This window comes from Microbispora bryophytorum, from assembly GCF_006874465.1.
Lineage (GTDB): Bacteria > Actinomycetota > Actinomycetes > Streptosporangiales > Streptosporangiaceae > Microbispora > Microbispora bryophytorum.
Map to the genome: position 1 here is coordinate 114,639 of NZ_VIRL01000014.1, position 23,955 is coordinate 138,593.

21 protein-coding genes are annotated in these 23,955 nt (G+C 71.5%); 14 read left to right on the forward strand and 7 right to left on the reverse strand.

Annotation, left to right across the window (positions count from 1 at the left end):
• Positions 1–21: 21 nt before the first annotated feature.
• The gene (locus tag FLX07_RS23745; RefSeq protein ID WP_142573486.1) at positions 22–666 is read right to left on the reverse strand and encodes a hypothetical protein; all 645 of its coding nucleotides are present in this window, start codon (positions 664–666) and stop codon (positions 22–24) included.
• A gap of 153 nt (positions 667–819) precedes the next feature.
• On the opposite strand from FLX07_RS23745, the gene FLX07_RS23750 reads away from it, so the two are divergent.
• The 9 genes from FLX07_RS23750 to FLX07_RS23790 all read left to right on the forward strand — a co-directional run bounded on the left by FLX07_RS23750 (position 820) and on the right by FLX07_RS23790 (position 8,775).
• The gene (locus tag FLX07_RS23750) at positions 820–1,467 is read left to right on the forward strand and encodes a TetR/AcrR family transcriptional regulator (protein WP_229689485.1); all 648 of its coding nucleotides are present in this window, start codon (positions 820–822) and stop codon (positions 1,465–1,467) included.
• A gap of 60 nt (positions 1,468–1,527) precedes the next feature.
• The gene (locus FLX07_RS23755; protein WP_142573490.1) at positions 1,528–2,484 is read left to right on the forward strand and encodes an LLM class F420-dependent oxidoreductase; all 957 of its coding nucleotides are present in this window, start codon (positions 1,528–1,530) and stop codon (positions 2,482–2,484) included.
• An 87-nt stretch (positions 2,485–2,571) separates the two neighbouring features.
• Positions 2,572–2,907: a YkvA family protein gene (locus FLX07_RS23760; RefSeq protein ID WP_142573491.1), complete on the forward strand. Its 336-nt coding sequence runs from the start codon at positions 2,572–2,574 to the stop codon at positions 2,905–2,907.
• 87 nt (positions 2,908–2,994) lie between these two features.
• Positions 2,995–3,732 (forward strand): DUF1684 domain-containing protein, encoded by a 738-nt coding sequence (locus FLX07_RS23765; RefSeq protein ID WP_208762353.1) that lies wholly within the window; start codon positions 2,995–2,997, stop codon positions 3,730–3,732.
• A 71-nt stretch (positions 3,733–3,803) separates the two neighbouring features.
• Positions 3,804–5,351 (forward strand): ABC transporter substrate-binding protein, encoded by a 1,548-nt coding sequence (locus FLX07_RS23770; protein WP_142573495.1) that lies wholly within the window; start codon positions 3,804–3,806, stop codon positions 5,349–5,351.
• Between the two features lie 22 nt (positions 5,352–5,373).
• A complete protein-coding gene (locus FLX07_RS23775; RefSeq protein ID WP_142573497.1) occupies positions 5,374–6,351 on the forward strand; it encodes an ABC transporter permease in 978 nt (325 codons plus the stop codon).
• The gene (locus FLX07_RS23780; RefSeq protein WP_142573499.1) at positions 6,348–7,178 is read left to right on the forward strand and encodes an ABC transporter permease; all 831 of its coding nucleotides are present in this window, start codon (positions 6,348–6,350) and stop codon (positions 7,176–7,178) included. The genes FLX07_RS23775 and FLX07_RS23780 overlap by 4 nt, the downstream gene beginning before the upstream one ends.
• Positions 7,175–8,011 (forward strand): ABC transporter ATP-binding protein, encoded by an 837-nt coding sequence (locus tag FLX07_RS23785; RefSeq protein ID WP_142573501.1) that lies wholly within the window; start codon positions 7,175–7,177, stop codon positions 8,009–8,011. Before FLX07_RS23780 ends, FLX07_RS23785 begins: the two co-directional genes overlap by 4 nt.
• The gene (locus tag FLX07_RS23790) at positions 8,008–8,775 is read left to right on the forward strand and encodes an ABC transporter ATP-binding protein (RefSeq protein ID WP_142573502.1); all 768 of its coding nucleotides are present in this window, start codon (positions 8,008–8,010) and stop codon (positions 8,773–8,775) included. Before FLX07_RS23785 ends, FLX07_RS23790 begins: the two co-directional genes overlap by 4 nt.
• A gap of 16 nt (positions 8,776–8,791) precedes the next feature.
• Here the strand turns inward: FLX07_RS23790 and FLX07_RS23795 are convergent, their stop codons facing one another.
• The 3 genes from FLX07_RS23795 to FLX07_RS23805 form a co-directional block, all read right to left on the reverse strand.
• Complete coding sequence (locus FLX07_RS23795) at positions 8,792–9,988, reverse strand: amidohydrolase family protein (RefSeq protein ID WP_142573504.1); 1,197 nt, start codon at positions 9,986–9,988, stop codon at positions 8,792–8,794.
• 69 nt (positions 9,989–10,057) lie between these two features.
• A complete protein-coding gene (locus tag FLX07_RS23800) occupies positions 10,058–10,843 on the reverse strand; it encodes an SURF1 family cytochrome oxidase biogenesis protein (RefSeq protein WP_142573506.1) in 786 nt (261 codons plus the stop codon).
• A 31-nt stretch (positions 10,844–10,874) separates the two neighbouring features.
• A complete protein-coding gene (locus tag FLX07_RS23805) occupies positions 10,875–11,330 on the reverse strand; it encodes a winged helix-turn-helix transcriptional regulator (protein WP_208762354.1) in 456 nt (151 codons plus the stop codon).
• Positions 11,331–11,526: 196 nt separating this feature from the next.
• Here FLX07_RS23805 and FLX07_RS23810 point away from each other — a divergent pair, with 196 nt between their 5' ends.
• The gene (locus tag FLX07_RS23810) at positions 11,527–12,117 is read left to right on the forward strand and encodes a TetR/AcrR family transcriptional regulator (RefSeq protein ID WP_142573507.1); all 591 of its coding nucleotides are present in this window, start codon (positions 11,527–11,529) and stop codon (positions 12,115–12,117) included.
• Between the two features lie 21 nt (positions 12,118–12,138).
• Entirely contained in the window at positions 12,139–13,617 is a 1,479-nt protein-coding gene (locus FLX07_RS23815; protein WP_373292446.1) for a DUF7059 domain-containing protein, read from the forward strand.
• Between the two features lie 258 nt (positions 13,618–13,875).
• Here the strand turns inward: FLX07_RS23815 and FLX07_RS23820 are convergent, their stop codons facing one another.
• Positions 13,876–16,872 (reverse strand): AfsR/SARP family transcriptional regulator, encoded by a 2,997-nt coding sequence (locus tag FLX07_RS23820; RefSeq protein ID WP_142573509.1) that lies wholly within the window; start codon positions 16,870–16,872, stop codon positions 13,876–13,878.
• A 226-nt stretch (positions 16,873–17,098) separates the two neighbouring features.
• Between FLX07_RS23820 and FLX07_RS36610 the strand changes: the two genes are divergently transcribed.
• Positions 17,099–17,641 carry a hypothetical protein gene (locus FLX07_RS36610; RefSeq protein ID WP_167748369.1) on the forward strand — a complete coding sequence of 181 codons (543 nt, stop codon included), beginning with the start codon at positions 17,099–17,101 and terminating at the stop codon, positions 17,639–17,641.
• 78 nt (positions 17,642–17,719) lie between these two features.
• Here the strand turns inward: FLX07_RS36610 and FLX07_RS23835 are convergent, their stop codons facing one another.
• Positions 17,720–18,376, reverse strand: a complete 657-nt coding sequence (locus tag FLX07_RS23835) for a GNAT family N-acetyltransferase (RefSeq protein ID WP_142573513.1) — start codon at positions 18,374–18,376, stop codon at positions 17,720–17,722.
• Between the two features lie 182 nt (positions 18,377–18,558).
• Positions 18,559–20,124 carry an FAD-dependent oxidoreductase gene (locus FLX07_RS23840; RefSeq protein WP_142573515.1) on the reverse strand — a complete coding sequence of 522 codons (1,566 nt, stop codon included), beginning with the start codon at positions 20,122–20,124 and terminating at the stop codon, positions 18,559–18,561.
• A gap of 73 nt (positions 20,125–20,197) precedes the next feature.
• Between FLX07_RS23840 and FLX07_RS23845 the strand changes: the two genes are divergently transcribed.
• Both FLX07_RS23845 and FLX07_RS23850 read left to right on the forward strand, forming a co-directional pair.
• On the forward strand, positions 20,198–20,878 hold the full coding sequence (locus tag FLX07_RS23845; RefSeq protein ID WP_229689487.1) for a TetR/AcrR family transcriptional regulator: 681 nt from the start codon (positions 20,198–20,200) through the stop codon (positions 20,876–20,878).
• Positions 20,879–21,241: 363 nt separating this feature from the next.
• Positions 21,242–23,905: a DUF222 domain-containing protein gene (locus FLX07_RS23850; protein WP_142573520.1), complete on the forward strand. Its 2,664-nt coding sequence runs from the start codon at positions 21,242–21,244 to the stop codon at positions 23,903–23,905.
• The last annotated feature ends 50 nt before the right edge of the window (positions 23,906–23,955 follow it).

A 23,955-nucleotide genomic window follows, 5' to 3' on the forward strand; every position in this document is an offset into this window, starting at 1 on the left:
GCGTAGGGGTTCGTGTAGGGGTCACCTGAACAGCACGTCCCAGTGGGTGGGCTCGTCCGCCCACACGTCGGCCCTCACGTCGGACGGCGCGGCGTGGTACAGCGCCGCGCCGTCCCCGCGTCTGCGCCAGTAGCGGTAGGTCCGGGTGACGTACGCGTCGAGGCACCGGTTGTGCGCGAGGTCCACCTTGTAGCCCTCGCCATGGCTGTAGCGGCCGTCCGCGTGCCCGGTCTCGGTGCCGCCGGTGACCGTCACCGGGCAGCCGCTGCCCCGCCGCAGGTCGATGGTGCGCATCAGCGTGCCGTACCGGATGGCCTCCAGCGACGTGCAGTAGGGACGGCGGCGGTCGGCGCAGTCTCCGGTGGACTTCCAGCGCACCCCGGCGTCCAGCAGCAGTCCGGCCGCCCGCGCGTGGCCGATCCGCTCGCTTGCCGCCGTGGTGTCCCAGGTCTTCACCGTGGCGGTGAACGTGCCGGCCAGCAGCGGCGGCAGGGAGACCTCCCCCCTCACCTCGGCGCCCCTCACCTCGGCGCCGGGATCCGCCGCGGGCGGCGGGGACGGCGAGGACGGCGGCGGGGCGGGGTCCCTGACATGCTGCATGGGCAGGGAGATCAGTACGGCGGTGCCGATGCCGGCCAGCCCCCGGCATGACGGGCGGACGTCCACGTGCCTCGTTTCCTCACTCGACGACGGGGGCTGAGGTCTTCAATGCCACACGCGGGGGCCGGTCGCCCGCTGCCACGAGGCGGTTTGCCACGACCCGTGGATCATCTTGTCGGTTCATGACCGGACGCGGGCCCGAGCCGTACAGTGACGATCGTGGCCGAGAGTACACGGGAGCAGATCGTCGAGACGGCCCTCCGGTTGTTCAGGGATCGGGGGTACGAGGCGACCACGATGCGTGCCATCGCCGCGGAGGCGGGCGTGTCGGTGGGCAACGCCTACTACTACTTCAGGTCCAAAGAGCAGCTGATCCAGGCGTACTACGACCGGGCGCAGGAGACGCACGAGGCGGCCTGCCATGAGGTGTTCGCCGCCGAGCGGTCGTTCGCCGGGCGTCTGGGGGGTGTGCTGCGGGAATGGGTGCGGATCTCCGAGCCCTACCACGAGTTCGCGGTGAAGTTCTTCAAGCACGCGGCGGAGCCCAGCAACCCCCTGAGCCCGTTCAGCGCCGAGTCGGCGCCCGCCCGCGAGTCGGCCATCGCGCTCTATCGGGAGGTGGTCGAGGGATCTGCCGGGCGCATGGACGAGGAGCTGCGCGAGGAGCTTCCCGAGCTGCTGTGGCTGCTGTGGATGGGTGTCGTGTTGTTCTGGGTCCATGACAGCTCGCCCGGCTGCGCGCGCACCTACCGGCTGATCGACCGGGTCGTCCCGCTCGTCGACCGGCTGGTCGGCCTGTCGCACCTGCCCGGCATCAAGGGCGTGGCCAGGGAGGTCATCGAGGTGGTCCACGAACTTCGGGCGTGACCGCGAATCCATACCGTCCGGTTGGTATGGTCGGGGTCCGAGAACTTGGAAGGGGTGGCCGTGGACCGCTGGGGCATGACGATTCCGTTCTTCGGGCAGACGCCGGTCGAGTCGAAGGAGCTCGTCGCCGAGTTGCCCGCGCTGGGCTACACCGACGCCTGGTCGGCCGAGGTGGGCGGCACCGACGGGTTCGTCCCGCTGGCGCTGGCGGCCGAGTGGGCGCCGTCCCTGCGCCTGGGCACCGCGATCGTCCCCGTCTACACCCGCGGCCCGGCCCTGCTGGCCATGTCGGCGGCCACGCTGGCCGACCTCGCCCCCGGCAGGTTCGTGCTGGGCATCGGCGCGTCGTCCCCGGTGATCGTGGGCAACTGGAACGCCGGCGAGTTCGACAAGCCGTACGCGCGGGTCCGCGACACCCTGCGGTTCCTGCGCGCGGCGCTGGCCGGGGAGAAGGTCACCGAGAGCTACGAGACCTTCGCCGTGAAGGGCTTCCGGCTGGAGAAGGCCCCCGCGACACCGCCGAAAATCGTGCTCGCCGCGCTGCGGCCCGGGATGCTCCGCCTGGCCGCCCGCGAGGCCGACGGCGCCATCACCAACTGGCTGTCGCCGGGGGACGTGCGGAAGGTGCGGGCCGAGCTGGGACCGCAGACCGAGCTGACCGCGCGCCTCTTCGTCGTGATGACCGAGGACGCGGCGAAGGCGCGCGAGATCGGCCGCAGGCTGCTGGCCGCCTACCTCACCGTGCCGGTGTACGCGGCGTTCCACGAGTGGCTGGGCCGGGGAGAGCCGCTGCGGCCCATGCAGGAGGCGTGGGCGGCCGGAGACCGCAAGGGCGCGTTGAAGGCGATCCCCGACGAGGTGGTGGACGATCTTGTCGTGCACGGCGACGCGCAGACCTGCCGGGCCCGGGTGCGGGAGTACGTGGCCGCCGGGCTGGACACGCCCGTACTCGCCCCGCTGCCGGGTGGTGATCTGCCGCTCGCCGACACCGTACGCGCGCTCGCGCCCGGCGCCTGACGGAACCGGCCGGGCACCGCCGTACGTTAACCAGCCGTACGTTAACCAAAGGGCAAAGCGGGCAGAGGCGTTCCTGGAGGTGTCCTCATGGTGAAGGCAGGACGTGCGGCGGCCACCTGGCGCGCCTACCGCGAGGTCTCCAAGGCCGGCTCGCCGGGATTGCGGGCCCGGCTGCGGGCGGTGCCCCGGATGCTCCGCGCCGCGGTCAAGGGCGACTACCCCGGCCTGACCAAGGGGAAGATCGCCATGCTCGGCATGGCCGTGGCGTACATCGTGTCGCCCATCGACGTGGTCCCCGACTTCCTCCTCGGCATCGGCGTGGTCGACGACTTCGGCGTGTTCCTGTGGCTGGCGACCGCGCTGCTCGGCGAGAGCGGCCAGTTCGTCGAGTGGGAGAGGAACCCGCGCGCCACGGTGAAGTGATCAATTGGTCATAATCCTACCGAATATGTAGGGTAATGCTCAAACATCACCAATGGTGCTGATCTTCCCGAAATGAGCGTTACCTCCATGTCTTCACGCGCCTCCGCAGCCACGATCGAAGCCGCCCGCGCCGGGTGGGACGCGTGGCGGGCTGAGCGGGTGGCCTCCGTACGGGCTCCGCAGGGCAACCTGGCTCTGGTGGAGACCCTGTGGCCGGCTCCGGGCGAGGAGGTGTCCCTGGAGGAGGCCCTCGCCGGCCGGCCGCCCGGCAGCACAGGAACACGCGTAACGGCGACGCGGATCGAGCGGGCCCACATCACGACCGGCGAGCCCGAGCACGGCATCCGGCTGTGGGACGCGGACGCGCCCGCCATCCGCCACTTCGAGACCATCGACGCCTTCCCGTTCGCCCCCGAGTGGGTGATCGAGGCCGTCTTCACGCCGGTGTCCGACGAGCGGCTGCTGCCCTTCGAGCACCTCCGGGACGCCGGCGGCACCCGTGACCGAGCCGTCCCGGGCGACATCACCTTCACGCTCGACGGCACGCCGTACAACCTGGCCGCCTTCGACGACGAGGGAACGCTGCTCCTGGTCGTGGGCGACCGCACCAACGGTTCGGCGACGTACGGCGGCGGGCGGTTCCTGACGGTGGAGCCCGAGCCCGGCGGCCGCGTCGTCCTGGACTTCAACCGCGCCTTCGCGCCGCCGTGCGCCTTCTCGCCCTTCTACAACTGTCCGCTGCCGCCGCCGCGGAACCGGCTGGACGTGCCCGTCGAGGCGGGGGAGAAGCTTCCCGTCTTCCGCGACGGTTTCCTGCCGCACTGACAGCTTGACGGCCCCCCGCCTCACCTGAAGCACCAACCAGGTGGCCGCATGGCCGCCCATCAGGAGAAACAGTGAACAGCAAGACGACGTCGCTGATCGGCGCCGCACTCGTGCTCGCGCTCGCCCTCGCCGGGTGCGGATCGGGCTCCTCCGGCTCGGCAGGGTCCTCCGGCTCGAACGGCGCCGGGGCGACGGCGGCGTACGACCCGGACGCGACGGTCGAGGTCGGGTCGCTCTACGAGCCGCAGAACCTCGACAACACGGCCGGGGGCGGACAGGGTGTGACGGAGGCGTTCAACGGCAACGTCTACGAGGGACTGTTCCGGCTCACCGACGACGGCAAGGTCGAGAGCCTGCTGGCCGAGGACCACATGGTGAGCAAGGACGGCCTCACCTACACCTTCACGCTGAGGAGCGGCGTGAAGTTCCACTCGGGCAAGCCGCTCACCTCGGCCGACGTCAAGTACAGCATCGAGAAGGTCATCGCTCCCGACTCCCAGTCGGCCCGCAAGAGCAGCCTCGAAGTGATCAAGAGCATCGAGACGCCGGACGACTCCACGGTCACGGTGAAGCTCTCCGGCAAGTCGATCTCGCTCGTCTACAACCTCAGCTACGTGTGGATCGTCAACTCCCAGGCCAAGAACCTGACGACCACGGAGGACGGCACCGGTCCCTACACGCTGGGGACGTGGAAGCGCGGCTCCGCGCTCACCCTTGAGCGCTTCCCGGGCTACTGGGGCACTCCGGCGGCCAACAAGCAGGTCGTGTTCCACTACTTCACCGACGCGACCGCGCTGAACAACGCGCTGCTGACCAAGGCGGTCGACGTCGTGACCAGCGAGCAGAGCCCCGACGCGCTGGCGAACTTCACGGACAACGGGGACTACAAGGTCAACAACGGCCAGTCGACGACCAAGCTGCTGCTGGCCTTCAACGACCGCAAGGCGCCGTTCGACAAGGTGCTCGTCCGCAAGGCGATCACCTCGGCGATCGACAACAAGAAGCTGCTCAGCTCGATCTGGGGCGAATACGGCACGCTGATCGGCTCGATGGTGCCGCCCACCGACCCCTGGTACGAGGACCTCACCTCGGTCAATCCGTACGACCCGAACCTGGCCAAGAAGGAGCTCGCCGAGGCGGGCTACGGGAGCGGCTTATCCTTCACGCTCGACACCCCGAACTACGACCCGCACCCCACCGTCGCGACGTTCCTGAAGTCGGAGCTGGCGAAGGTCGGGATCACCGTGAACATCAACGTCATCACGGCCGACGAGTGGTACACCAAGGTGTACAAGAACCACGACTTCGCGGCGACGCTGCAGGAGCACGTCAACGACCGCGACGTGGTCTGGTACGGCAACCCCGACTTCTACTGGGGCTACGACAACCCGCAGGTCGCCAAGTGGGTCGAGCAGGCCGAGCAGTCCGACACGGCCGACGGGCAGACGGAGCTGCTCAAGAAGGTCAACCAGCAGATCGCGGCCGACGCGGCCAGCGACTGGCTCTACCTCTACCCGCAGATCGTCGTGGCGTCCTCGTCGCTGTCGGGCTACCCCGTGAACGGCCTGAACTCCCAGTTCTACGCGTACGGCATCAAGAAGAGCGGCGGCCGGGGCTGACGCCCTCGCCGGTGACGTCCTCATGACCGCCTACCTGCTGCGCCGGACGGCGTTCCTCGTCGTCTCGCTGTTCCTGGCCGCCGTGGTGCTGTTCCTGCTGCTGCGCCTGATTCCCGGCGACCCCGCCAACGCGCTGCTGTCGGTCGGGGCCAGCCCGGATCAGGTCGCCGCCGCCCGGCACCTGATCGGGACGGACCGGCCGCTGCCCGAGCAGTTCGTCTCGTGGCTCGGCGAGATGTCGAGGCTGGACCTCGGCTCCTCGTTCGTCAGCACGCTTCCCGTGGGCCCCGAGATCGCCGCCCGCCTCGTCGTGACGGTTCCGCTGACCCTGCTCGCGTTCCTCCTGGCCGTCGTGATCGCCGTACCGGTCGGTTTCCTGGCGGCCTACCGGGCGGGCACCTGGTATGGCTCGGTGCTCAGCGCGCTGTCGCAACTCGGCATCGCGGTGCCCGTCTTCTGGGTCGGCATGCTGCTGATCACGGTGTTCTCGCTCCACCTCGGCGTGCTGCCGGCCGGAGGGTTCCCGCAGGACGACTGGGCGGACCCGGGTGACGCGCTCACCTCGCTGACGCTGCCCGTCGTCACGGTCGCCCTGGTCATGTCGGCCTCGCTGATCCGCTATGTGCGGTCGGCCACCCTCGACGTGCTGGGCAGCGACTACCTGCGTACGGCGCGGGCGCTCGGCTCGTCGTTCATCGGGGCGATGTGGCGGCACGGCCTGCGCAACGCGGTGGTCCCGGTCGTCTCGATCCTGGGCATCGAGCTCGCCACCACCTTCCTCGGCGCGGTCGTGGTGGAGAGCGTGTTCGCGCTGCCGGGGCTCGGCGGCATGCTCGTGAAGGGCTTCGCCCAGCACGACTACCCGGTCATCCAGGGGATCCTGGTGGTGAGCACGTTCACGGTGCTGCTCATCGGTTTCGCGGCCGACCTCGTCCAGCGGCTCATCGATCCGCGGCTGCGCCGCTCCCTCGGCGGGAACCTCTCCGGGGACGGCGCATGACCGCGGGCCGCCGCGTCCCCCGGTCGGCGACGCTGGTCGCCGGCTGCGTCCTCGCCGGTCTCGTCCTCGCCGTGGCCGTCGTGTCGTTCTTCTGGCTGCCGTTTCCGCCGGACGACACCTCGGGCGACCGGCTGATGCCACCAGGCCTGCCCCACCTGCTCGGGACCGACAAGCTCGGCAGGGACCTGCTCACCCAGCTCATGATCGGCGCGAGGGTCGCCCTGGAGGCGGGAGCGGGGTCGGTGCTGATCGGCGGGCTCGTGGGCCTCACGGGCGGCCTCGCCGCCGGCTTCGCCACCCGCTGGCTCGACGACACGATCTCGGCCCTCCTCGACATCCTCATCGCGTTCCCGACCGTGCTCCTGGCCATGCTGGTGACCGCCGCGCGGGAGGCGTCGCTCGGCTCGGCGGTCATCGCGATCGGGCTGGCGATGTCGGCGATCGTGGCCCGGCTGACCCGGGTGCTGGTCAAGCGCGTCCTGGCGCAGGACTTCATCACGGCCTCGCGCACGTCGGGGACGTCCTGGCCCCGGGTCGTCGTCGAACACGTGCTGCCGAACATCTGGCCGACGCTGTCGGTCAACCTCGCGCTGCAGTTCGGCCTCGCCGTCCTGGCGGAGGCGAGCCTGTCCTATCTCGGCCTGGGCGCACCGCCCCCGAACGCCTCCTGGGGGCGGATGCTCCAGGAGGCCCAGGCGAGCGTGTTCATCGCCCCGGCTGGGGTGATCGCCCCCGGCGTCCTGCTCGTCGTCCTCGTCGTCGGCGTCAACCTCATCGCCGACGGCGTGCGCGACGTGGCCGACCCGACCAGGAGGAGGACGAGGTGACCCTTCTCACCGTGGCGGGACTTCACGTGCGCAGCCCCGAGGGCCGCGACCTCGTCTCGGACGTGTCGTTCACGCTCGACGCGGGCGAGAGGCTGGGCCTGATCGGTGAGTCGGGGTCGGGCAAGTCCATGACCGCTCTGGCGATCATGGGTCTCACGCCTCCCGGGATGACCGTCTCGGGCAGTGTCGTGTTCGACGTGCCCAGCCTCGACCGCATCGAGGTCGTGGGGGCGGGGGAGCGGCGGCTCACCTCGCTGCGCGGCCGGGCGACGAGCACGGTCTTCCAGGAGCCGCTCACCGCCCTCGACCCGCTCATGCGGGTGGGCCGCCAGGTGGCCGAGCCGCTCCGGCGTAGGAGGGGGCTGCGCGGACGGGCCCTGCGCGCGGCGGTGACGGCCGCGCTTGAGGAGGTGCGGCTGGCCGATCCCGAGCGGATCGCCCGGGCCTACCCCCACGAGATCTCCGGCGGCCAGCGTCAGCGGGTGGCGATCGCCATGGCCATCGCCTGCGACCCCGCTCTGCTCATCGCGGACGAGCCCACGACCGCCCTGGACGTCACCGTGCAGGCCGACGTCCTGGCGCTGCTCGACGGCCTGGTGGAGGAACGGGGGATGGCACTGCTGTTCATCAGCCACGACCTGGCGGTCGTCTCGCGCATCGCCGAGCGCGTCATCGTCCTCAAGGACGGCGCGGCGGTGGAGTCCGGGAGCGCCGGCGAGGTCGTCAACGCGCCGCGCCACCCGTACACGAGGGACCTGGTGGGCAGCGCGCGGCGGCTCGACGGTGCTCTCGACGGCGCCATCGACGGCGCCGTCGACTGGAGGACGCCATGACCCGGCCCATCCTGGAGGTGCGGGGCGCGCACTTCGCCTACGGCCGCTCGGCCCCCGTGCTCACGGATGTCTCGGTCGCCGTCACGCCCGGACGCAGCCTCGCGCTGGTGGGAGAGTCGGGTGCGGGCAAGACCACGCTGCTGCGCCTGCTGCTCGGGCTGGCCAGGCCGACGAGCGGACAGGTCCTCTACCAGGGAAAGGAGCTAGCGCCGCGTGACCGGTCCCTCATGCGGGAGTTCCGGCGCGGCGTGCAGACGGTGTTCCAGGACCCGTACTCGTCGCTCGACCCCCGGCAGCGGGTGGGCAGGATCGTGTCGGAGCCGCTCCGTTCGCTGGGCCTCAGGGAGAACATGACCGCTCGCGTCGCGGCGGCCCTGGACGCGGTCGGACTTCCCGAGGACGCCGCCAGCCGCTACCCGCAGGAGTTCTCGGGCGGGCAACGGCAGCGCATCGCCATCGCGCGGGCGATCGTGTGCGAGCCCCGCGTGCTGCTCGCGGACGAGCCGGTCAGCGCGCTCGACGTCTCCACCCGCGTACGCGTCGTCGACCTGCTGCGGGAGCTTCGGGAGACCCGTGCGCTGACGGTCGTGATGGTGTCGCACGATCTGGCCGTGGTGGCCGCCCTCTGCCAGGAGGTGGCCGTGCTGGAGCGGGGCCGGATCGTCGAGCGGGGGGACACCGCCCAGGTGCTCGGCGCTCCTCGCCACGCCTACACGCGACGACTGATCGACAGCGTCCCCCGGCTGCCCCCGCCCAAGGGTTGAGAAAGAGCGGGTCTAGCTAGAGCTGCTCCTGCCGCAGCCAGGCCCGCGAGGGCAGCGGGTGGCCGAACAGGCGGGCGGCGTTGCCGTAGGAGACCCTGGCGATGTCGGCGGGGGGCAGGCTGCCGAGGTTGCGGGCCACGGCGCGCTGGGTGTCGGGCCAGGTGGACTCCGCGCGCGGGTAGCCGGCCTCAAGCAGCACGTGCTCCATGCCCACCGCGAGCCGCACCGAGCTCAGCGCGCTGTCGTCGAGCGTGCCGAAGAAGAAGTTGCGCCGGAGCACCTCGCTGGGCTTGAGGCCGCCCTCCCAGCTCGGCTCGCCGGCCACGGGGTGGTCGAGCGCGTAGTCGGCCCGCTCGGCCAGCATCGGCAGCCACCCGACGCCGCCCTCCACGATGAGGATGCGCAGCTTGGGGAAGCGCAGCGCCACCCCCGACCACAGCCAGTCGGCGCAGGCGAACATCGCGCTCGCCGGGATCAGCGTGGTGATCGCCTCGACCGGGGTGTCGGGGGAGGGCACCGGCGCCCAGGAGGACGCGCCGGTGTGCAGGCACACGACCGTCCCGGTCTCCTCGCAGGCGGCGAAGAACGGGTCCCAGTGGCGGCTGTGGATGGACGGCAGCCGCAGCCGGGTGGGGAACTCGGGGAACACGACGGCCTTGAAACCGCGTGAGGCGTTGGCCCTTACCTCCTTCGCCGCGATCTCGGGGTCGGGGAGCCAGGGGAGCTGGAGCGCGATCATGCGCTCGGGGTAGGTGCCGGCCCACACGTCGACGTGCCAGTCGTTCCAGGCCTGCACGAGCGCGAGCCCGAGATCCTGGTCGCGGGTGCGGCCGAACGCCACCCCCGCCTGGTTCGCCAGCATGCCGGGGAAGCACAGGGCCGCCCAGATCCCGGCGCGGTCCATGTCGCCGATCCGGGCCTCGATGTCGTAGCAGCCCGGCCGCATGTCCTCGAAGCGCACGGGGTCGAGCGTCCACTGCTCCTTGGGCAGGCCCGCGCCCACGTCCAGCCCCGCGCAGGGATAGGTGGCGCCGCTGTATCGCCACACCTGATGGCCCGAGTCGGTCTCCACGACCTTGGGGGCGAGGTCCTTGTACTTCTCCGGCAGGCGGTCCTCGAAGAGGTCGGCCGGCTCGATCAGATGATCATCGACCGAGATGATCACGTAGTCCCGCCGCCTCGGCTCTGGGTCGGGATGCAGCGGCGTAGTCACGGTAGTAAACGGTAGGGCCAAGGGATAACCCGGTACAAGCTGCGAGGTCTCCGGTTGGTATCCGTTCGCTCACATTGCGGCGCCTGCGGTCACCGCCTGTGACGCCCGCTCCGCCCGGAGGTCGCGGGCCTCCCTGCGCAGCAGCAGCACCCAGCCGCCCACCGCGATCCCGATGAACAGCCACCACTGCACGGCGTACGCCAGGTTGAGCCCGCCTCCGGCGCCCACGTCGGGCGGGGGCAGGAGCTCGGGCGAGGCGCCGCCCTGCGGCTGCTGTGCGGTGAGCTCCACGAACCCGCCGAAGACCGCGTACGGCAGGCCCTCGGCGATCCGGGGCGTGTCGATCAGAAGGATCTGGCCGGACGGCAGCCCGGACCTGGTCCTGATGCCGGTGTTGTCCCGCGTCTCCGCCGGGCGGAGCCGTCCGGTGACCGTCACCTGTCCCGTGGGCGGGGCGGGCACCTGCGGCGAGGCGTCGGCGGTCGCCCCGGCCGGGACCCAGCCCCGGTTCACCAGCACGGCGCCCTGGGGCGTGACGAGCGGAGTGACCACGTAGAAGCCGACGCGGCTGTTGAGGGTGCGCCTGCGCACCACGAGCTGGTGGGCGGTGTCGTATCGGCCGGTGGCGGTGACGAGGCGATACCTGTCCCCGTACGGCACGGACGCGCCGACCCGGTCCAGCCGGTCGACAGGCACGGGCGCGGCGGCGAGGTTGGCGGTGATCCTCGTGCTGTCGGCCGACCGCTCCTCGAACCGCCCCCACTGCCACCTTCCCAGGAAGAAGAAGGTGGGAATCAGCACGAGCACGAGCAGGTGCAGCCCGACCCAGCGGCGTGAGAGGAGGAACCGGTACACGTGACCAGCCTAGGCAGGGGGGTGAGTGCTCTCACCCCCGGGCACCGGGGCCGGGGCAGGGGGTGACCTCGAGTGGGCCGCCGGCCTCGTGGCCCTCCTCGCACATCAGGTGCAGCGTGACGGGCGCGCCGCAGTCGCGGTGGGTCACCACGACCGGCGGTCCCTCGGGTTCGGCCAGATAGCGGTCGCCCCAGTGCATGAGCGCGATCATGATCGGGTAGAGGTCGAGGCCCTTCTGGGTGAGCCGGTACTCGTCGCGCTGGCGCTGGCCGGGCTCCTGGTAGGGCACCTTGCGCAGCAGGCCCTCGTCCACGAGCCGGGACAGCCGGGCGCTCAGCACCTGCCGGGGCGCGCCGGTGCGCGTCTGAAGGTCGGCGAACCGCCGGACGCCGTTGAACGCCTCCCGCAGGACCAGGAACGTCCACTTCTCGCCGAGCACGGCGAGGGTTCGCTCGATGGAGCAGTTGTCCACCCGATAACGCCGCATGTCGCGCATCGTAGCCACAACGTCCTCCCGCATCTAAGTCTCGTTGACGGACTCAGCGGGCCCGGGAGCGGCGGGCTCTGTCCATGGTGCGCAGAGCCCGGCCCTCTGCCACAATCAATAGACAGGGCACATCCGTCGAGATCAAAGCCCGCCTCGCATTTGCAGAACAAGGTTCTGTTGGTTCACCATTGACTATGTGAAGAACGCGAAGAGCGGGCGAGACGGCAGGGCCAGGATCATCGAGGGCGCCCTGCGCAGGTTCAGCCAGAGCGGGGTGTCGGCGACCACCCTGGCCAGCCTCCGGCAGGAGAGCGGCGTCAGCGTCGGCAGCTTCTATCACCACTTCACGAGCAAGGAACACGTCTTCGGCGTGCTCTACGCCGAGATCCTGGACATGTACCAGGACGCCTTCGTGCGCGAGCTCGTCCGCCACGAGGACGCCCGCGCCGGCATCGAGGCCATCGTCGCGATGCACATGGCCTGGTGCGGTGAGCACCCCGAACGCGCCCGCCTGCTGATCAGCGAGCGCCCGCCCCGGCGCAACGAGCCCGGCGGGCCCGAGGTCGCCGAGTCGAGGCGCGAGTTCTTCCGGCAGGTCGCCGACTGGTGGCGGCCGCACATGAAGGACGACGTGCTCCGCCCCGTCCCCGCCACCATGTGCTACGTGCTGTGGCTCGGCCCGGCGCAGGAGATGTGCCGCCTGTGGTTCAGCGGCGCCCACCAGCCCACCGAGGAGGAGATCCGCGAGCTGGGCGAAGCCGCCTGGAACAGCCTCAAGATGCCCTAGCGGTGTCTGGCCCCGCGATAGATTCGAGACGTGGACGCCCCTTCTGACCTGGTCCGGCGGCTTCGCGACAGATTCGTGGAGGCCGGCTACACGATCGACGGCGTGCGTGAGCGGCTGGGCGACATGGCCGCCTCCGCCCTCGCCCGTGAAGAGATCGTGCCCGCGCTGCGCGCCACCAGGGACGCCGACCCCCTCGCCACGCTGATCCGGCTGTGGTGGCTGGGCGCCCCGGTCAGCACGGCCGCCGCCGACCTCCCGCTGCAGGGGCTCATCGAGGCCGGGCTGCTAGTGCGCCTGGGCGACACCGTGCAGGCCACCGTGCACCTCCAGCCGTGGGACACAGGGACGGGCGACCCGGCGTACGTGGTGTCCGACCGCAAGGTGCGGCCCGGCGACCCCTCCCTGCGGGCCGACCACGTGGTCGGAGCGGGCGGCGCCTCGGCCAACCTCGCCCAGCTCGGCTGGACCGCTCCGGTCGGCCGGGCCCTCGACCTCGGCACCGGCTGCGGCGTGCAGGCGCTGCACCTGGCGCCCAGGGCGGAGCATGTCGTCGCGACCGACGTGAACCGCAGGGCCCTGCGGCTGGCCCGCCTCAGCTGGGGCCTGTCCGGCATGACCGGCGTCGAGGCGCGCGAGGGCTCGATGTACGACCCGGTGGACGGCGAGCGCTTCGACCTCGTGGTGTCCAACCCGCCGTTCGTCATCGCGCCCGAGGCCAGGTACACCTACCGGGAGGCCGGGCGGCGCGGCGACGAGTTCTGCCGCGACCTCGTACGGCGCACGCCCCGGCACCTCGCCCAGGGCGGCCGGGCCCGTTTCCTCGCCAACTGGCTGCACGTCAAGGGCGAGGACTGGCAGGACAGGGTGGGCGGCTGGCTCGCCGAGACCGGCTGCGACGGCTGGGCCGTGCAGCGCGACGTGCAGGACCCGGCCGAGTACGTCGAGCTGTGGCTGCGGGACTCCGCCGAGCACGGCACCTCGGCCTACCGGGAGCGTTACGACGAGTGGCTCGGCTGGTTCGAGTCGATGGACGTGACCGGCGTCGGCTTCGGCTGGATCGCCCTGCACGACTCCGGCTCGCTGAGCCCGCTCGTGCGGGTGGAGGAGATGACCCAGCCGGTCGAGCCCCCGTCCGGCGCGCTGGTCGACAAGGTCCTGCGTGCGGCGCGCGCCGCGCACGAGCTGTCCGACGAGGACCTGCTCGACGCGCGGTTGAAGGTGGCCGAGGGCGTCGTGGAGGAGCGCGTCGGCCCGCCCGGCGCCGACGACCCCTCCCGCATCGCCCTGCGGCAGACCCGGGGCGCGCGCCGTACGGCCGCGGTGGGGACCGTGGAGGCGGCCCTGGCGGGGGTGTGCGACGGCGATCTGCCCACGCGCCCGCTGCTCGCCGCGATCGCCGAGCTGACCGATGAGGACCCCGACGCGGTGCTCCGCGACGCCCCGGCGGTGCTGCGCCCCCTGGTCGCGGACGGTTTCCTGACGGTTGCAAGCCTCCGTTGATCGGAGTTTGAACGGCCGGGCGGACAGTGGTCCTGAGCGGGCTTCGGGGGGGTTCGGAGCCCGCGCACACAGCCCGGCCGGTCGCCGACGTGAGGCGGCGAGTCGTCACGGGGTGCACCGGTGCGGATCCGGGCCCCCTGCGCGTCCCAGTGACGACGGGCGTCCGGCCGGGCGTCCAGCCTCCACACAGCCTCCACACGCGAAGATGGGGTGTTCGGTGTGATCAACCACGTCCGTATGAGCCGGCTCGACGACGACCTACGTCTCGACCTGTTCGCGCAGGAGGGCACGGATGTCGTCGGCCTCGGGCGAACCGAGCCGGGTGAAGACGTCGAGGGCCTTGACCAGGGCCTGCCTGCCCCGGCCGGTCTCCCCGAGGCCCGCCAGGGCCTTGCCGAGGGCGGCGAGTGACTGCGCCTCGCCGTACGGGTGGGTGATCTCGCGGCTCACGGTCAGCGCCTGCTCGGCGTGCCGGGCCGCCTCCGCGAACCGCCCGGCGGCGATGAAGGTGGCGGCGAGCCGGTAGCAGACCCGCTGCTCCCAGACCCGCTGGTTGCTCGCGCGGAAGAAGGCCAGGCACTCGGCGTGGTGGACGACGGCCTCGTTGAGCCGCCCGACATGGGACAGCACGTTGCCGAGGTGGTAGCGGGCGCGGGCCATCCCCGCGCCGCTGCCGATCTCGGAGAAGACCGCCAGCCCGCGCTCGGCCGCGGCGATGGCGTCGTGCGGCCGCCCGAGGCCCAGGTGGTCGCGGGCGGAGTAACACGACGCCAGCGCCTCGCCCGCGGGGTTGCCCGTCTCCCGGTGGACCGCCGTCGCCCGCTCGAACCATTCGAGCGCCTCGGTGTGGCGGCGCCGCCGGCCGGCGACGACCGCCAGCGCGTTGCACGTCTCGCCCAGCACGATGCGGTCGCCGGTCTCCTCGCCGAGCGTCCGCGCGGCGAGGAAATGGGCTTCGGCCTCGGCCAGCCGGTTCGCGCCGAACAGCACCCGGCCCAGCACGTAGCGGCAGCGCAGCTCGCCGCCCCGCTCGCCGGCCCTGCCGGCCGCCGTCAGCAGGGCCGAGGTGCGCTGCTCGAAGTCTCGCTGGTTGGTGCCCGACTCCAGCAGCGGCTCCAGCGCCAGCAGCAGGTCCGCCGCGGTGAGCAGGTCCTGGCCGGACGCGCCCTCGGCCCCGGCCACCTGGGCGATGGCGCCGAACATGTCCTCGGCCTCCGCCGACAACCAGGCCACGGCCTCGTCGGCCGAGGAGAAGGAATGGCCGCGCGCGCCCAGGTCCGTGAGGTTGTCGGCGATCGCGCTGCCCTCGTACGCCAACCGGTGGGCCGCGCCCGCCGACGCCAGGTAGAAGCCCAGCAGCCGCCGCAGGGCGAGCGCGCGGGCCGCGGGCTCCTCGGCGTCCTCCGCCTGCCGCCGGGCGAACAGCTTGAGCAGGTCGTGGAAGCGGTAGCGGCCCGAGGCGGGCGCCTCCAGCAGGCTGGCGTCGACCAGCGACTCGATCACGTCCTCGGCCTCGGCCGGGGTGAGGTCGAGCACGGCCGCCGCCGCGAAGGCCGAGATGCCCGAGCCCGCCGGCAGCGACAGCAGCCGGAACGCCCGCGCCTGCCGGGCGTCGAGCTGGCCGTACCCGAGGGCGAACGTCGCCGAGACCGCCAGGTTGCCGATCTTCATCTCGTCGAGGCGGCGGCGCTCGTCGGCGAGCCGGGGGACGAGCGAGGCCACCGTCCAGGACGGGCGGGAGGCGAGCCTGGCCGCGACGATCCGCACGGCCAGTGGCAGGAAGCCGCAGGCGGCGACCACGTCCATCGCGGCGGCCCGTTCCGCCGCCACTCTCTCGGGTCCCGCGACCGCCGCCAGCAGAGACAGCGCCTCCTCGGGCTCCATCACGTCGAGGTCGACGAGCCGGGCCGCGGGCAGGTCGGCCAGTTTGCCCCGGCTGGTGATGATCGCGGCGCAGCCGGCCGAGCCGGGCAGCAGGTGCTCGACCTGCTCGGCGTCGCGGGCGTTGTCCAGCAGCACCAGCATCCTGCGGTCGGCGAGCAGCGAACGGAACAGCGCGGAGCGCTCGGCCAGGCCGTCGGGGATGACGTCCATCGGGATGCCGAGGGCGCGCAGGAACGCGACCAGCGCCGTCTCGGGCGCGGTGGGCTCGGCGCTGTATCCCCGCAGGTCGGCGTAGAGCTGGCCGGCGGGGAACAGGTCCCCGGCGAGGTGGGCCACATGGACGGCCAGGGTCGTCTTGCCCACGCCGCCGATGCCCGACATGGCCGCGATCGGCACGCCCTCTCCCGCCCCTTCCGCGCGGAGCAGCGTGAGCAGCCGCTGCACCAGGCCGGTACGTCCGGTGAAGTCGGGCACGGCCGCGGGGAGCTGCGCCGGTCTCGGCATCACGATCGCCGGGCCGGCCTCCGCCGCGGTGTCGTCATCGTGGACATCCTGGGGCGAGAGCCGTACGGGAGGGGGTGTGGGGGCGAGGGAGGGGTCGGCGGCGAGGATCCGCCGGTGCAGGGCGGTCAGATCGGCGCCGGGCTCGATGCCGAGCTCCTCGACGAGCGCGTGCCGGGTCTCGGTGAAGACCGACAGCGCCTCGGCCTGCCTGCCGCAGCGGTAGTAGGCCAGCATGAGCTGGGCGCGTAACCGCTCGCGCAGCGGGTGTTCCCCGGCGAGCGCGACCAGCTCGGAGACGATCTCCGCGTGCCGGCCCAGCTCCAGGTCGAGCTCTATGAGCGTCTCGACCGCGCTCATCCGGCGCTCGGCCAGCCGGTCGCGCTGGTGCTCGGCGTACGGGCCGACCGCGCCGGCCAGCGGCTCGCCGGCCCACAGGCGCAGGGCCCCGCGCAGCCGCCGCGCGGACTCCCCGGCCCTGCCCGTACGGCGGTCGGACTCGGCGGCGGCGCACTCGCGCTCGAAGACGGCGAGGTCGAAGCGGGCGGGGCCGAGCCGCAGCGCGTATCCCCGGCCGACGGAGGTCAGCAGCCGCGGCGGGGTCCTCGGGGAGCGGTCCGGCTCCAGGACGGTGCGCAGACGGGAGACGTAGGTGCGCAACGCGCCGAGCGCGCGCGGCGGCGCGTCCCCGCCCCACACGCCGTCGATCATCTCGTCCGGCGTGACCGCGTGCCCCTCCCGCAGCAGGAGCATCGCGAGGATGGAGCGTTGCAAGGGTGTGCCGAGGTCGAGTTCGACGCCGTCGCGCCAGGCCAGGACGGGTCCCAGCACGGCGAAGCGCAGGCCGTCCGCGGTGGCGTGATCAGGCATGTCACCTGTCTCCCAATGGCAAGATTTCCGACCAAATGATAGATCGTGTGGCGCGGCGGCAGTAGGACCGGACGCGCTGGTTCAGTGTGCGTTCAGGTGCTTGAAAGCGGCCTGCAAACCATCGTGAGAGCACTGAAAGCAGGTTGCAGGCGGGCGGGCCTATCACTGAGGTGCAACCCCGACAGCACCTCGCATCGGGGGATCGTCCTCGAACAGGAGAACCGAAATGCGTCGCTCCATCACCCTCGGTCTCGCCGCAGCCACCGCCGTCGCCGCCCTCGGGCTGCCGGCCCTCGCGACCGCCGCCTCCGCCGCTCCCGCCTCGGCCGCCTCCGCCGCCGCCGCGTCCCACCACGACGACTGGGACTACGACGGCTGGTGGGGCACCTACTGGTCGTCCAACCACCTCGCCAAGGCCAAGGGCTACGTCGACGTGAACTACGACGACGAGGAGTCGAACCGGGTCCACGTCACCGGCAAGCTGTACGACAACGACCACCGCACCTACAGCCACGGCGGCAAGTGCGCGTACATCAAGTTCCGCGTGTCGTCCTGGGACGACGACGAGGACGACTGGGCCTCCAGCGTCAAGTCGTACAAGTACTGCGGCGCCGGCGGCTACAAGCAGATCAACTTCTGGCGCTACGACGTCGCCCAGGTCCAGGCGAAGGTCTGCCAGATCGGTCTGCACAGCAACTACCCGGTCAACTGCGGCTCGTGGCGCGACGTCTACAACGCCTACGAGGACGACTTCGGCTACGACGCCTGACGACCGTCCGCCCTCCAGCACCCATCGCATGACGCGGCCCGTCCCTTCCGGGACGGGCCGCTCTTCTCTATTTGGTGATCACGCTGCTTCCGACGCCGTTTCCAGGAGGCCCAGCCGCATGCGGAGACGATCGCGCACGGTGGGCCACTCGGGACTCAGGATCGAGTAGTACGCGGTATCTCGGACCGTGTCGTCGGCGCCTCGGCTGTCCGCTCGCCGCACACCGTCGAGGTGCGCGCCGAGGGCCTCGATGGCGACCCGGGATCGGGTGTTGCGTACGTCTGCCTTGAGGGTGATCCGGTGAACCTGCCAGGTCTCGAAGGCCAGGGAGAGCAGCAGATACTTGCTCTCCCGGTTGACACCGGTGCCCTGGGCCGACGCGGCGAGCCAGGTGTACCCGATGTCCGCGACGGACGGGACCTCGCCCACCGCGCCTTTCGTGCCCGGTGGCCAGGGCATCGGGCCCTGCCAGTACTCCAGGTTCATCAGACGGGTGGCACCGACCACGCGGTCGGTGTGCAGCCACCGGATGGCGAAGGGCAGAGTGCGGCCCTCCGCCTGCTCAGCCAAGGCGGCCTCCACGTAGGAGGCCATCTCATCCCGGCCAACGGGAACGCGAGTGAAGGAGTACGTGGAACGGTCTTCACACGCCGCGGCGACGAGGTCGTCGAGCGCCGCGAGGCTGAGCGGTTCCAGGCGCACGAAGCGCCCAGACAGGGTGACAAAAGCGGGCATGAGCACATGATGGGGGCTGATGACCACGGCTGATACCAAATGACACGAGACATCTTGGCGGGGTACGGGTTAAGGGGGGTGACCGGAGGAGAAACCGCAGGTCAGGACGCTGATTTGGGGCCCGCGCAGCGGGCGGCTCGGGTAAAGATTTGGTCAATGATCCGCGATGTCCGGGGAACAGTTCAGCGGAGGGCGGCGGGGACGCCCGCGGGCGTGCCGAACCAGGTCTCCAGCGCGTTCGCGAGCCCCTCGGAATCGGTGGTGCCGGGGTCCTGCGCCCACGCGACGACGCCGTCCGGGCGGACGAGCAGCGCGCCAGGAAAGTGCGGGTCGCCTCCCGTCGTCGTGACGGTGGCGACCCGGTCTCCGTAGCCGTCCACCGCCGTGCCGTCGAGTCCGGATCCGCTCCGGCGGACGAGCAGGCCGCGACCGTCGTGGAGGTGGTCGGCCAGCCGCGAGCCGTCCTCGAACTCGTAGTCGGGCACGCTGCGTCCCACCAACGGGTGCCCGCCGCCGCCGGGCATGTCGTACCGCTGCCAGACGCCGGAGATCTTCTTCACGAAGTAGGTGGTGCCGGTGACGGTCCCGATCAGGTCGGCGACCACCGCCCGCGCCGCCCGCGCGTGGGCGTCGGGACGCATCAGGGCGATCTGGGCACGCGTCCAGTCGAGCACCCAGGCGCCGATCGGGTGCCGCTCCCGCGTGTAGGTGTCGAGGAGCCCTTCCGGCGCCTGTCCGCGTACGACCGCCGCGAGCTTCCAGCCGAGGTTCACGGCGTCGCCCAGCCCCAGGTTCAGCCCCTGGCCGCCGAAGGGCGAGTGGACGTGCGCGGCGTCGCCGGCCAGCAGTACCCGGCCGAGCCGGTAGGTCGCCGCCTGCCGCGCGTTGTCCGTGAACCGGGTGACCGATGTGATCTCCCTGACGACCACGTCGGAGCCCGTGACGTGCCTGACCGCCTCCTGCAGTTCCTCCGTCGCCACCGGTGTGGTCTTGCCGTCCCTGCCGGGTGCGCCGCCGTCGAAGCGCGCGACGAGGATGCGCCCCGGCACCGGCCCGTAGGAGTAGATCCCGGTGGGAGTGGCGTGCCAGCCCACGCCGAGGTGCTCGGTGCCCTCCATCTTCGCGATGGCCTGGTAGGCGGTGATCTCCGGGTCCGTCCCGGGGAACTCGAAGCCGGCCGGCTTGCGCACCGTGCTCCTGCCGCCGTCGCAGCCCACCAGCCAGCGGCCGTGCACCGGGCCGCCGGTCGTGGTGACCGTGACCTGCTCGCCGTCGTCGGTGAAGCCGGTCACCTCCACGCCGCGCCGCACCTCGACTCCCAGCTCGGCGGCGCGTACGGCGAGGATCTGTTCGAGCTGCTGCTGGGGCACCAGGCCGATCTGGGCGGCCGGTCCACGACCGGACAGGTCAGGGTCGTCGGCGTCCAGCAGATCGGCGCTCAGCATCATCCCGGCGAAGTGGCCGGCGAACCTGGGCGGAATCCGGCGCGGCCCTTCCGCGGAGGCGTGTTCACTCATGAAGGTCTTCATGAGCTCCATCGCCCGCTCCTGCACCTCCTGCAGTGCGGGCAGCAGACCCCGCCGGTAGAGCGCCTCCACGCTGGGCGTCGTGAGCGCGCCCGCTTTGATTGTTGGATCGATCTCGGTCAGCCGTTCGAGCACCACGACCGATGCCCCGCCCAGCCGCAGCTCGCAGGCCAGCATCAGGCCGACCGGACCTCCGCCGGCCACGACGACGTCGTACGACATGTGTTCCTCCCCGTGGTTACCTTCGCTATAAAGTTACTGTCGCTATAAGTTTTTAGCAACTAGAGTGAGGAGAGTGGAGACCCTGGGACTGCGGGAGCGGAAGAAGCGGCAGACTCGCTCGCTCATCTCGGACGTGGCCTCGGGCCTGTTCATGCAGCGCGGGTTCGACAACGTCACGGTCGCCGAGGTCGCCGAGGCGGCCGGAGTCTCGACCAAGACCGTCTTCAACTACTTCCCCCGCAAGGAGGACCTGTTCCTCGACCGCTATCCCGAGGCGGTCGAGCTGGTCACCCAGGCCGTACGGGAGCGTGCCGAAGGGGAGAGCCCTCTCGCCGCGCTGCGCCGGCTGTTCCTCGGCATGCTCAGGGAAGGCCACCCGCTCGGCGGGATCGCCCCCGGATACGAGGTGTTCTGGCAGGTGATCCTGGACTCGCCCGCGCTCAGGGCGCGGGCCAGGGAACTGGTCGAGGAGTTCGAGGGCGTGCTCGCCGGTCTGTTCGCCGAGGCGGCCGGAAGCGGCACGGCCGACCCCGCCGGCCCTGTCGGCCCTGTCGGCCCCGCCGGCCCCGCCGGCCCTGCCGATCCGGCCCCGAGGCTGGCGGCCGCCCTGGTGGTCGCCGCTTATCGCGCCGTGTACGTCACCAGCATCGACAGGATTCGCGCCGGCGATCCCGTGCACGACGTGATCGCCGACCGCATGGTCCTGCTCGACCGCGCCCTGCTGGCCGTGGAACGCGCCGTCGCCGCTTTCTGAGCAGCGCTTATCCGAGTAGAGCCCTTCTGCGTAGCACCCTTCTGGACAGCACCCTTCTGGACAGCGCCCTTCTGGACAGCGCCCTTCTCAGTAGTGCCTTCTGAGTCGCGCCTTCTGCAGCGGCGTCGAGTGCCGCCGTGCGCGCCGGGCCGGTGCTGCAGCGCCTTCTCAGTAGCTGTCGTCGTCGCATGCCGAGTACCGCCTTCGGCGCTTTCCAGGTAGCCCCATCGGCGTCTCCATGTAGCGCCTTCGGCGTGTTTCGGGTTGACCTGCTGCTCCAACTATTCGCTTCTGTCGGTTGCTCAGAGTGACGAGCAGATGAAAGAATTCACACAAGAGTTCGAATCAAGCGAGGAGGGTGCAGTGGATCTGTTAGATCTGGATTCCGGCCACCATCGTCGTTCGAACGATGCCGACAGGGACTGGTGGGATCGGCTGACCGCCGATTCCCCTCTGTGGTCGTCGGATGGTTCGCTCGCCCGCGAGCACTTTCCGATCGCCGACTCCCAGCCGGCGCGGCACGCGAGCCACATCAAGGCTGACACCAGCACCAACGGCACCAGCGGCACCAAGAGCACCGGTAACAGTGCCAGCAGCACCGGCAGCGGGCTCACCGACGGTGAGGGCGCCGGCGACGCGCCCGGTGCCGCGAGCGGCGACAGCGGCGACAGCGCCGACAGCGCTGGTGGTGCCCGTGCCGGTGCCGGGAGCGCCCGTGGTGCCGGTGGTGCCGGTGGTGGCGGTGCCGGGAGGGCCGGTGGTGGTCAGGCCGGTCCCGGTCAGGGCAAGGGCCGGTCGTCGTGGGTGCTCGTGAGTTCGTTGCGTGAGTCGGCGCAGGCGTTGGCGCTGGCGGCGTCGCCGGGCGATGCGGGCATCTGTGTGGCTGAGGCTGAGGATCTGCTGTTCGCGCGGGATCGGATCACGTGCGCTCTTGCTGATCGGGTGGGGCGGGTGCATGGGGCGGGGCAGGCCAAGCAGCATGGGCATGCCTCCACCCGCAGTTGGTTGCGCACCGCCGCGGGAATGAGCGTGGCCGGAGCGGGCCGCCTGCTGACCCTGGCGGTGGAGCTGGCGCGTCTGCCCCAGGTGCGGGAGAAGTTCGCCGCCGGGGTGTTGTCGGCGGGGGTGGTGGAGGCGATCTGCACCGCCACCGCGCGGTTGAGCGACGAGCACGCGGCGCTGGCCGAGCCGATCCTGCTGGAGCTGGCGGGCAAGGCGGGGCCGGCGGAGGTGGCCAAGGCCGGGCGGTATCTGCGGGCGGTGTTGGACCCTGATGGTGAGGAGCGGGACGAGCGGGCCGATTACGGGCGGCGGTTTCTGCGGGTCCGCCCGACCGCGGGTGGGGGGCTGGAGGGGGAGTTTTATCTGCCGCGTGAGGCGGCGGCGCGGTTGCGGGCGCTGTTGGATGCTTATGCCAAGCCACGCGCGGAGGGCGATGATCGGCCGTTGCGGGTCCTCCAGGCGGATGCGTTCATCGCATTGATGGAGCAGAAGATCGTCGCCGAGCTTCTGGTCCTGGTCAACGCCGAATCCCTGCCCGCCGACCCCGAACCCGACCACCCCGAAGCCGCCCAGGACGCTGAGGACGCCCAGGACGGCGAGAACGCCCAGGGTGCGGACAGCGCCGAGGGCGGCCGGGACGGCGAGGACGCCGAGAACGCGCAGGGCGCCGAGAACGCCGAGAACGGCCGCGACGCCCAGGGTGCGGACAGCGCCGAGAAGGGCGAGGGCATCGAGGGCGCGCAGGGTGGCGAGGGTGCCGGCGACGGCCAGGACGCTCAGGATGCCGAGGGTGCGGACAGTGCCGAGGATGGCGACAGTGAGGACACCGGCCTCTGCGGCGGCACCAGAAGCGCTGACGGGCCTTGCCCTATGGAAGACGGCGACGTCGAAGACGCCATCCCCACCGACGACGACCCCGGCAACCTCGGCGACGATGAGGCCGACAGCCTCGGCGACGCGGACCCCGGCGACGTGGGCATAACCGACGCTGCCGCACCTGCTCAGGGTGAGGGCCCCCACCGGCCAGATGACCCGGGCACCGCCGAAGCCGAGACAGCAGCCCGTCCGGCAGCCGATGCCGGGGCAGCAGCCGGTCCGGCAGCCGATGCCGATGCCGGGGCAGCCGCGGACGCCGCCGCCGGGAGCACCGACCTTGACCTTGCGTCTGCCGAGGGCGACGACACCGCACCGCCCAGGGGCGCAGACCGCGACCATGCCGCGGCCCACGCTGAAATAGACCCCGGGTGCGCAGCGGCACGGCCGTCCTACGGCGGTAGCGCGCCTCCACACGCAGCATCTCCACACGCAGCACCTCCACACGCGGTGCCTCCCAGCGGAGCGCATTCCTGCGCGGCGCAATGGCCGGATCCTCCTCCCGAGGACGCCGCTGCGCATCACACTCACGCCGGGCACCAGCCTGCGGGGGGTCGCCGGCATGCGCAGGGCACGCCTGAGAACCAGAGCGACATGCGCCACGAGCCGGACCGCCGTCGTGAGCCAGGCCGCCATGAGGCTGGCTTCGATGAGCAGGGCCGGGATCAGCAGGACGCGGCAAATGGCCAGAGCGCGTGCGGGCGCGTCGGCGAGGCGCGGTGCCCCCGCAGGTCGGGGACAACGGGAACAGCACCGGGCACAGGGCCGGAAGCAGCGCCGGGCGCGCCGAGGCCAGGGACACCCCCGGGGACGCCAACGGGGACAGCGCCCGGAACACCGCCGGGCGAGTCGGGGCCGGGGACACCACCAGGCGCAGCGCCGGAGAGGCAAGCGGGGACGCCATCGGGAACAGCGTCAGGGACGCTGCCGGGGGCAGCGCCGGGCGAGCCGGGGCCGAGGGCAGCGCTGGGGGCGGTGCCGGGAGCTTTGCTGGGCACCGCGCCGGGGTTGTTGCTGGCGACCGGGCAGATGCTGCCCCTCGCCAGTGTGCATCGCCTGGCCCGCACCAGCAGCCTGGTGCGGCTGGTCATGGACGCCGAGGGGCAGGTGCTGGACATGGGCCGAAAGGTCCGCCTGGCCACCCCCGCCTAGCGACGGGCCGTCTACGCCCGCTACGCCACCTGCTGGATCGACGGCTGTCC

Coding starts and splice junctions, on each gene's coding strand:
- FLX07_RS23760 (WP_142573491.1), top strand. CDS start 2,572: ATGGTGAAGGCAGGACGTGCGGCGGCCACCTGGCGCGCCTACCGCGAG.
- FLX07_RS23765 (WP_208762353.1), top strand. CDS start 2,995: ATGTCTTCACGCGCCTCCGCAGCCACGATCGAAGCCGCCCGCGCCGGG.
- FLX07_RS23775 (WP_142573497.1), top strand. CDS start 5,374: ATGACCGCCTACCTGCTGCGCCGGACGGCGTTCCTCGTCGTCTCGCTG.
- FLX07_RS23780 (WP_142573499.1), top strand. CDS start 6,348: ATGACCGCGGGCCGCCGCGTCCCCCGGTCGGCGACGCTGGTCGCCGGC.
- FLX07_RS23790 (WP_142573502.1), top strand. CDS start 8,008: ATGACCCGGCCCATCCTGGAGGTGCGGGGCGCGCACTTCGCCTACGGC.
- FLX07_RS23805 (WP_208762354.1), bottom strand. CDS start 11,330: ATGCGGCGTTATCGGGTGGACAACTGCTCCATCGAGCGAACCCTCGCC.
- FLX07_RS23820 (WP_142573509.1), bottom strand. CDS start 16,872: ATGCCTGATCACGCCACCGCGGACGGCCTGCGCTTCGCCGTGCTGGGA.
- FLX07_RS36610 (WP_167748369.1), top strand. CDS start 17,099: ATGCGTCGCTCCATCACCCTCGGTCTCGCCGCAGCCACCGCCGTCGCC.
- FLX07_RS23835 (WP_142573513.1), bottom strand. CDS start 18,376: ATGCCCGCTTTTGTCACCCTGTCTGGGCGCTTCGTGCGCCTGGAACCG.
- FLX07_RS23840 (WP_142573515.1), bottom strand. CDS start 20,124: ATGTCGTACGACGTCGTCGTGGCCGGCGGAGGTCCGGTCGGCCTGATG.